We start from the raw sequence: 8,470 nt of genomic DNA on the forward strand, positions 1-8,470 counted from the left end.
GCTAGCTGCTCGCTCCCGAACGCGACCGGGCGACGACGGCGGACGCCGCGAAGTTGATGCAGAGCGTCATCAGGAAGAGCGTGAGTCCGGCCGCCATGAGCGCGGACATGCCGAACGGGGTCGCGTCGCCATAGCGGAGCGCGATGAGCGACGACACCGAGCTCGCGCCGGCCTGCAGGATGTGCGGCTGGATCACGAACACCGGCGAGATGATCATGTAGACCGCGATGGTCTCGCCGAGCGCCCGGCCGAGCCCGAGCATCGTGCCGCCGATGATCCCGCCGCGACCGAAGGGCAGGACCACCGAGCGGATCATGCCCCACTTCGTCGACCCGAGCGCGAGGGCGCCCTCCCGCTCCCCGAGGGGCGCCTGCGAGAACACCTCCCGCATGATCGAGGTCACGATCGGCGTGATCATGAGCCCGACGACGATGCCCGCGATGAACGTGGACGCCGTGTACGACGTCGGCGACGCGAGCGGATCGTCGAGGTCGACGCCCGAGACGTGGAACAGCGGGATCCAGCCGAACCACTGCGAGATCCAGCGGGACACCGGCGTGATCTGGCCCTGCAGGAAGAAGAACCCCCAGAGGCCGTAGACGACGCTCGGGATCGCGGCCATCAGGTCGACGAGCCCGATGAAGGCCTTCCGGATCCGCTGGGGCGCGTACTCGGTGATGTAGAGCGCGGTGCCGAGCGAGAGCGGCACCGCGAAGACGATCGCGACCCCGGCGATGAGGATCGTCCCGACGAGCACGGCGGCGATGCCGAACCGGTGCGCGTCCGGGCCCCAGGCCTGCGTGGTGAGGAAGCCGAAACCGGCGACCCCGAGGGCCTGCGACGCCCGGAACGTCAGGAAGAGCCCGACGAGCAGCATGATCGTCAGGACGGCGACACCGCCCGCGCGGGCGATGAACCGGAACCTGACGTCCGAGGGGTCCCGCACGACCGTCAGCAGGCGGGGCGAATCTGTGGACAACGGCATCCTTCGGGATTCCTGTGAGCAGCGGATCGGAGGTGCCGGTGAGCGCTGCTCGTCGTTCCGGCGGGGACGAGATTGGCAGTCGTACAGCCAACAGATGCCCTCTGCTGGGAGTCCGGTCGGCGGACCGCAGGTGAACGAACGGTGTTCCTGAGCGCATTCCGAGGTCCGGGTGCGTCAGGAGACCTCCGTTCGGGGGGCGGACCGACCGTTCCGGGGTACGCCGATCGGGGCACACGCCTCGGGCGTCGAAAAGCCCCGGTCAGGGCGATGGTTCGTACCAGGAACCAACGATCCGGACGGGAGGCGCGGGGCGGTCTTGCACCGTGCCTCCCGTCCGTCGGGTGGTCACGACCGACTCGCGCCCCCGCCCGTCCACGAGACTCCGGTCGGCGCGGGTCAGCGCAGGATGCGCCTCAGCGCGCGAGCAGCGCCGCCACGGCGTCGACGACGACCTGCCGCCGGCGCGGCGGCGCCACTGCGGCGACGAGCGCCGCACCCTCCGGTGCGGTCTCGGCCCAGAACGCCGCGAGCTGTTCGACGAGCCCGAGGAGCACCGCGGGCCGGAACGACCGCGGGAGCACGCCGGCCCGCTGCGCGCGTTCGACGGCCGCGACGGACTCGGCCCGGGCTTCGGCGAGCGCCTCGATCGCACGTCCCTCGAGTCGGTGCCAGGTGGTGAGCCGCTGCACCCACGGCCGTCGGACCAGCACGTCGTGGAGGCGGCCGGCGTACTCCGGGAGGTCGTCGACGTCGAGGGGGACCTCGGCGGCGAGCTCGGTCACGGTCTGGACGTAGAGGGCCTCGTACAGGCCGTCCTTCCCGCCGAAGTAGTGGAACAGCTGCGCCTTGTTGCTGCCCGCAGCCGCTGCGATCCGCTCGACCTTCGCGCCGGTGACGCCGTGCTCGGCGAACTCGTCCCGCGCGGCGTCGAGCAGGCGGGCCCGGACGGCGTCGGCCGGCGGCGGGGTGAAGCGGGGCATGCCGACACGCTACCGGTGCAGCGGTCACCCGCGTCCGAGGGGTACCGGCCCGGTACAGACTCGGCATACGCTCGTCTACCGGACGATCAGGGCGTCGAGGGGACATGCACGTGAGCGGGACGACGGGATCGGAGGACCGCTCGAAGGTGCTGCACCTCGAGCGGTTCGAGTTGCTGACGACGGGCGAGTCGATCGCCGTCGTGTGCGACTGCGGCTTCGGGCGCGACCACCTGACCCGGCGCGGGGTCCCGGTCGAGGTGCCCTGAGACCACCCTGCCTAGGATCGTCGGATGAGCCAGCGCGAGGAGCAACGAGCGCGGACCCGACGCCTCATCATCGAGGCTGCGGCCCGGGAGTTCGCCCGCCACGGGTACGCGGGTACGACGTTCGCCTCGATCGCCGCCGTGCTCGGCAAGCCGAAGTCGGCGATCCCGTACGACCAGTTCCCGTCGAAGCACGCCATCGCCGCCGCGGTGCTCGACGCCCACTTCGACCGCCTCCGCGCCGCGCTCGACGAGGTCCGCGCCACGGAGGCGCCAGGGCTCGACGCCCTGCTGACCGCGCTCGTGGCCGGTGCCCGGCTCGACGCGACGAGCCCGATCGCCCACGGCGCGATCCGGTTGCTCCTGGAGCACCACGAGGAGATGGCCCCGGCGCGCGCGGCCGACGCCGTCGCGTTCGTCCGCGCGAACGTCGCCGCCGCGGTCGCGAACGGGGACGTCCGGACCGACGTCGACGGATCGGTCCTGACCCGCCGGCTGCTCGTCGGCGCGCTCGGGGCCCACGCCGCGGCCCTCTACCGCCTGAGCCGGACCCCGATCGAGGACACGCTCTGCTCGAGCTGGGCGATCGTGCTGCGGGACGTCGGGGTGCCGGCGACTCGTGTGGACGAGATCATCGCCCGTGCCACCGCAGCCGCACCCGCGCAGCGCTGATCCGCTGAACGCCTCCTGAGTGAACCCGATGCGTCGCATCGGTGCTCGTCCGGCTCCTTCATCGGTGAGCGCAGCACAGTGCCGCCATGAGCACGTCCGACCGCACCGGCACGCGACCCGCCCGCTGGCTGCACCAGACCCGGCGGCACCAGGCCGTCCTCGTGGCCGTCGTCGTCCTCGGCGCCGTCCTGACGAGCTGGAACCTCGCCCGCGGCGGTGACTCCGAGTTCTACGCCGCGGCCGCCCGGTCGATGTCCGAGTCCCTCCCCGCGTTCCTCAGCGGCTCCTTCGACCCGTCCGCCACCGTGACGCTGGACAAGCTCGCGGGCTTCGCGGTCCCGCAGGCGATCAGCGTGCACGTGTTCGGCATGTCCACCGCCGCGCTCGCGCTCCCCCAGGTCGTCGAGGGCGCCGTCACGACGCTCGCCGTGTCGGTGGTCGGCCTGCGTCTGGCCGGAGCCCGGGCGGGCCTCGTCGCCGCAGCCCTCGCCGCGGCCACCCCGATCTTCGTCTCCATGTTCGGCCACCCGATGGAGGACGGACTCCTGACGATGGCGCTGGCCGTCGCCCTCGTCTGGTGGCAGCGTTCGGTCCTGACCGGGCGGTCGTGGCCGCTCCTGCTCGCCGGCCTGTTCGTCGGGATCGGCTTCCAGGCGAAGATGCTGCAGGCCTGGCTCGTCCTGCCGGCGCTCGTCGTCGGCACGGTCGTGGCCCTCGCCGTCCCGGGAGTCCGCTGGCGCCGCGCACTCGGGCACGTCGCGGTGCTCGTCGCGTCGGCGCTCGTGGCGAGCCTCGCCTGGTCGGTCGTCGTCGAGCTCCTCCCCGCTGCGGACCACCCGTACGTCGACGGGTCGACCGACGACAGCGTGTTCGCGATGGTGTTCGGCTACAACGGCCTCGACCGGTTCCTGCCCGGGATCTGGCCGGGTGCGGTGAGCACGATCGGCGGTGCGTTCGCCCGTGCCGGATCGCACCTCGGCCACGCCTTCCACGGTGTCGGGAGTGGGCAGCACGCCGGCGGCCGCACACTCCTCCAGCTGTTCTCCCCCCGCTACGCGAGCCAGGTCGGGTGGTCGTGGCCTGCTGCACTCGCCGGCATCGGCATCGGCGCGGCCCGCTGGTGGCCGGGTCGCACCGGCAGGGAGGCCCGCCCCGCCTTCGCCGCGCTCGTCGCCGTCGTCGTGTGGCTGGTCACCGCGACCGTCGTGCTGTCCGTCATGCGGCTGCCGCACACCGCCTACGTGGCCGGGATCGGCGTGCAACTGGCGCTCCTCGGCGCCGTGGGCTGGTGGGGTGCGGCCGGGATGGTCGGAGCCGCCGACCGGCGCCTCCGGGTCGTGCCGGTCGCCCTCCTCGTCGTCCAGGGCGCGTGGTGGACGTGGCTGGCACGCTCGTCGTCGGAGCCCGTGGCGCTCGGCGCGGTCGCGGTCGGCGCGACGATCGCCGCGCTCATCGCCCTCCTCGTGCGCTGGGGCGGGGTGTCGGTGCGACCCCACGGACGCGGACGGCGCACGGCTGCGGCGCTGCTCGTCGCGTCGGTCGTACTCGGCCCGGCGTGCTTCTCCCTGCAGGCGCTCGACGCGGCCCGGGACGGCAGCGGTGGGGACGCCTCGGTCGGTGTCGGCACGGGTGCCTACGCGTTCGGCGGGCGCACCCCGGACCGGGCCTTCGCGCTCGCCAGGAGCGGCATGCTCGGCGCGGACCGCAGCGTCGTCCCGAGCTCGGCCTTCCGCGTCTCCGCCCCGGACGTCTGGGGCGGGCACTCCACGCTGACCCCGGCCGAGCGGGCACTCGTCACCACTGCCGAGCGCGCGGGCGGCGGGCGGGACGGAGCTCCGCTCTTCATGACCGACTCGTGGCGCGTGTCCGCCGACGTGATCAGCGACACCGGGCGCGAGGTCCTCACCGACGGCGGGTTCTCCGGCCACGTCCCGGTCTTCACCGTCGCGCAGATCGACCGGCTCGTGGCCTCGGGCGCGGAGCGGCTGTTCGTGCTCGCTCCCTCGGCGTCGCCCACCGCCCCCGTGGTGGAGGCGACCGATGCCCTCGGCTGCCGGACGGTGCGCAGCTGGGGCGCCGTCCCCGTCGGGCACCCGCGGTCGACGAACCCGTTCGGCGACCAGGCCGGCTCGTCGTTCACGCTCGTGCGCTGCCGCTGACCCGGCGGACGGCTCCCGGCGTCGTCACGCCGGTGCGGTACCGCTCTGGTGCACGATCGACACGGCGATCGCGATGCCCGCCGCCCAGACGACCGCGGTGAGGGCGAAGCCCACGATGATCGCCGCCGTCGCCAGGCCCCGCCCGCCCTCGCCCGTCCGGCGGATCTCCCGCAGCGCGACGAACCCGAGCACCGAGCCGACGAACCCGCCGACGAAGGCGACGACGAACGCGGCCACGGCGATCCCGTTCGTCCGCGGCGCTGCTGACCGCGGCGGCGTCACCTCCACGTCCTGACCGTCCATCGTGACCACGGTACAGAGCGATCCTCACCGCCGGAGCCGAGCCGTGCCTCCAGGCCGGGTGCCGCACCTGACGAGTACCGTGCCGGTGTGTCCCAGCCGCACCCCTTCGACGCCGTCGTCCTCGCCGGCGGCCGCGCCACCAGGCTCGGCGGCCTCGACAAGGCAGCGCTCGGCAGCCCCGGACGGACGCTCCTCGAGCGTGCCGTCGCCGCGGCGACGGGGGCCGAGCGACTGGTGGTCGTGGGCCTCCGCGACGCCGCCCGTGCTCCTGCCGACGCCGTCCTCGTGCACGAGGAACCGCCCTTCGGCGGTCCGGTGAGCGGGCTCGCGGCGGCCCTCCGTGCGATCCCGGCGAGCGCGCCGACCACGCTCGTGCTGGCGTGCGACCTCGTCCGTCCGGCGGAGGCGGTGGCGGTGCTCCGCGCGGGGACGACCCCGGGGGCGGACGGGTGGATCGCCGTCGACGACGACGGGCGGCGGCAGCCCCTCCTCGCGTGCTACCGGTCGGCGCCCCTCCGCGCCGCGGTCGACGCGCTCGACGAGGTGGACGGCGCGTCGCTCCGTCGCCTCACCGCACCGCTCGACCTCGTCGAGGTCCCGGTGCCGTCGGCGCTCTGCGCGGACGTCGACACCCCGGAGGCGGCGGGACGACTCGCGTCCGGAGGACGCACCTGGACCTGCTCGAACCCCCGGGGGCGTCGCGACCCTGCTTGACTGACGCCATGACCACTGACGACGTCCTCGCAGCGTGGCGGACGGAGCTCGCCGAGGCCCTCGGGCTCCCCGCGGACTCCCCCGTCGACATCAGCACGGTGCTCGACCTCGCGCGTGACGCGGCGCACGGGGTCGCACGCCCGGCGGCTCCGCTCACGACGTTCCTCGTCGGGTACGCGGCGGGCCTGCGTGGCGGGAGCGCCGAGGACCTGGCTGACGCGACCGCGACCGCGACCCGGCTCGCCGTCGCACGGGCCGACCAGGGCGGAGCGTGAGCCCGGCCGCCCCACGCTGGACCGACGCGCGAGCCGCCGCGCACGCGGCTGGGACGCTGCTCCGCCAGACCGGCGAACCGACCGACCTGGCGGCGGCGCTGGGACGCGTCCTCGCCTCGGACCTCCACGCCCCGGGTGCGGTCCCCGGCCACGACGGCGCGGCGATGGACGGGTGGGCGGTCGCGGGTGCCGGGCCCTGGGTGCTCGGCGCTCCGATCGTCGCGGGCGCGGAGCCCTCGACCGGAGTGCTGCGGGCCGGACAGGCACGTCCGATCACGACCGGCGCACCGGTGCCGCCCGGCACCGCGTCGGTCGTGCGGTCCGAGGACGCCGACGTCGTGGACGGACGGCTCGTGCGCCACACGACCAGCGCCCGCCGGCACGTCCGTCCCGCCGGCGAGGAGGTCGCCGTCGGTCAGCGGCTCTTCCCCGCGGGCACCGTGCTCACCCCGCCCCGCGTGGCGCTCGCGGCAGCCTCGGGCGTGGACGCCGTCGACGTCGTCCCGGCCCCCACGGTGCGGGTCGCGGTGCTCGGCGACGAGATCGTGCAGCACGGCGTCCCGCGGCCCGGGCAGGTGCGGGACGTGTTCTCCACGACCCTGCCCGCGGTGCTCGGTGCGTTCGGGGCGGGTCCGGCATCGACGCTGCGGGTCCCGGACGACCCGGACGTGACGGAGCGGGCACTGGCCGGCGCGGTCGAATGCCTGGTCGTGACCACGGGCGGGACGGCCGGGTCGTCGACCGACCACGTGCGCGGCGCGCTCGGCAGGATCGGCGCCGTACTCGTCGTCGACCGGGTGGACGTCCGTCCGGGTCGACCGGCGATGCTCGCACGGCGGGGTCGCACGCTGTACCTGTGCCTCCCCGGCAACCCGATGGCCGCGATGGTCGGGGCCGTGCTGCTCGGAGGGCCCCTCGTCGCCGGGCTCACCGGCCGGCCGCTCGCGGCGCCCGGCTCGGTCCGGCTGGCGGTCGACGTCCCGGTCGACCGGCCGGGCGCGCTCGTGCTCGCCTACCGGGCCACGCCGGACGGAGCGGTCCCTGCCGCGCACCAGACGTCGGCGATGCTGCGCGGGCTCGCCGACGCGGACGGGCTGATGGTCGTCGACGTGGGCGCGCGGGCGGGCGACGAGGTGCCCGCGCTCGCGCTGCCCTGGTGAGCGACCGGCCGGGAACCGCACCGCGGCCGCGCACCCTGGTCCGACGCGGCCCGGGGTGGTAGACCCGAGCCATGAACCGGATCACCGCCCGGAAGCGGGTCACGCGCATCACCGTCGCCACCTCCCGCTCCGTCCGGGAGGACCTGCTCGCCGTCGAGGAGCCGCTCGAGATCCGCGTCGGGGGCTCGGCGCTCGCCATCACGATGCGCACACCGGGCCACGACGTCGACCTCGCGGCGGGCTTCCTCGTCTCCGAGGGCGTCATCGCCCGGGGTGACGAGTTCGCGGCTGCCCGGTACTGCGCCGGCGCGACCGAGGAGGGGCTGAACACGTACAACGTGCTCGACGTCACCCTGGCTGCCGGCGTGCCCGCGCCCGACCCGAGCCTGGAGCGGGCGTTCTACACGACCAGCTCCTGCGGCCTCTGCGGCAAGGCCAGCATCGACGCGGTGCGCACGAAGTCCCAGCACGCGGTGCTCCACGACGACCTCGTGCTCGACCCGGCGCTCCTCGCGACCTTCCCCGACCGGCTCCGCGAGGCGCAGGACGTGTTCGAGAAGACCGGCGGCCTGCACGCGGCGGCGCTCTTCGACGGCGCCACGGGGCGGATGCTCGTGCTCCGGGAGGACGTCGGGCGGCACAACGCGGTCGACAAGGTGATCGGCTGGGCCGTGAAGGAGGACCGACTCCCCCTCAGTGGCACCGTCCTCATGGTCTCCGGGCGCGCGAGCTTCGAGTTGACTCAGAAGGCGTCGATGGCCGGCATCCCCGTGCTCGCGGCGGTGTCCGCGCCGTCGTCGGTGGCCGTGGACCTCGCGAAGGAGGTCGGGATCACGATCGTCGGCTTCCTCCGCGGGCAGAGCATGGTCGTCTACAGCCGCGCCGAGCGCATCATGGAGTCGGCCCCCGCCTCCGCCGCACCGAGAGAGACCGTGAGCGCACGATGACGAAGCAGCCAC

At 74.4% G+C, this 8,470-nt stretch carries 10 protein-coding genes; 7 read left to right on the forward strand and 3 right to left on the reverse strand.

What is annotated here, in order from left to right:
• Position 1 precedes the first annotated feature (1 nt).
• Together pstC and IEY20_RS15345 are read right to left on the reverse strand one after the other, a co-directional pair.
• On the reverse strand, positions 2-985 hold the full coding sequence (pstC, locus tag IEY20_RS15340) for a phosphate ABC transporter permease subunit PstC (protein ID WP_175327565.1): 984 nt from the start codon (positions 983-985) through the stop codon (positions 2-4).
• A 413-nt stretch (positions 986-1,398) separates the two neighbouring features.
• Positions 1,399-1,965 carry a TetR/AcrR family transcriptional regulator gene (locus IEY20_RS15345; RefSeq protein WP_175327566.1) on the reverse strand — a complete coding sequence of 189 codons (567 nt, stop codon included), beginning with the start codon at positions 1,963-1,965 and terminating at the stop codon, positions 1,399-1,401.
• Positions 1,966-2,075: 110 nt separating this feature from the next.
• On the opposite strand from IEY20_RS15345, the gene IEY20_RS15350 reads away from it, so the two are divergent.
• The 3 genes from IEY20_RS15350 to IEY20_RS15360 all read left to right on the forward strand — a co-directional run bounded on the left by IEY20_RS15350 (position 2,076) and on the right by IEY20_RS15360 (position 5,059).
• On the forward strand, positions 2,076-2,231 hold the full coding sequence (locus IEY20_RS15350) for a hypothetical protein (RefSeq protein ID WP_175327567.1): 156 nt from the start codon (positions 2,076-2,078) through the stop codon (positions 2,229-2,231).
• A 24-nt stretch (positions 2,232-2,255) separates the two neighbouring features.
• Positions 2,256-2,900, forward strand: coding sequence for a TetR family transcriptional regulator (locus IEY20_RS15355; protein WP_175327568.1), 645 nt, complete (start codon positions 2,256-2,258; stop codon positions 2,898-2,900).
• An 86-nt stretch (positions 2,901-2,986) separates the two neighbouring features.
• The gene (locus IEY20_RS15360; protein ID WP_175327569.1) at positions 2,987-5,059 is read left to right on the forward strand and encodes an ArnT family glycosyltransferase; all 2,073 of its coding nucleotides are present in this window, start codon (positions 2,987-2,989) and stop codon (positions 5,057-5,059) included.
• A 24-nt stretch (positions 5,060-5,083) separates the two neighbouring features.
• Here IEY20_RS15360 and IEY20_RS15365 read toward each other — a convergent pair whose 3' ends face one another.
• A complete protein-coding gene (locus IEY20_RS15365) occupies positions 5,084-5,362 on the reverse strand; it encodes a DUF4190 domain-containing protein (protein ID WP_175327570.1) in 279 nt (92 codons plus the stop codon).
• A gap of 87 nt (positions 5,363-5,449) precedes the next feature.
• Between IEY20_RS15365 and mobA the strand changes: the two genes are divergently transcribed.
• The 4 genes from mobA to fdhD all read left to right on the forward strand — a co-directional run bounded on the left by mobA (position 5,450) and on the right by fdhD (position 8,458).
• Entirely contained in the window at positions 5,450-6,076 is a 627-nt protein-coding gene (gene mobA / locus IEY20_RS15370; protein ID WP_175327571.1) for a molybdenum cofactor guanylyltransferase, read from the forward strand.
• Positions 6,077-6,084: 8 nt separating this feature from the next.
• Positions 6,085-6,351: a DUF6457 domain-containing protein gene (locus IEY20_RS17180; protein ID WP_204620560.1), complete on the forward strand. Its 267-nt coding sequence runs from the start codon at positions 6,085-6,087 to the stop codon at positions 6,349-6,351.
• On the forward strand, positions 6,348-7,511 hold the full coding sequence (locus IEY20_RS15380; protein WP_175327572.1) for a molybdopterin molybdotransferase MoeA: 1,164 nt from the start codon (positions 6,348-6,350) through the stop codon (positions 7,509-7,511). Before IEY20_RS17180 ends, IEY20_RS15380 begins: the two co-directional genes overlap by 4 nt.
• A gap of 71 nt (positions 7,512-7,582) precedes the next feature.
• Positions 7,583-8,458, forward strand: a complete 876-nt coding sequence (fdhD, locus tag IEY20_RS15385) for a formate dehydrogenase accessory sulfurtransferase FdhD (RefSeq protein ID WP_188889284.1) — start codon at positions 7,583-7,585, stop codon at positions 8,456-8,458.
• The last annotated feature ends 12 nt before the right edge of the window (positions 8,459-8,470 follow it).

The organism is Curtobacterium luteum, from assembly GCF_014646995.1.
Classification (GTDB): Bacteria; Actinomycetota; Actinomycetes; order Actinomycetales; family Microbacteriaceae; genus Curtobacterium; species Curtobacterium luteum.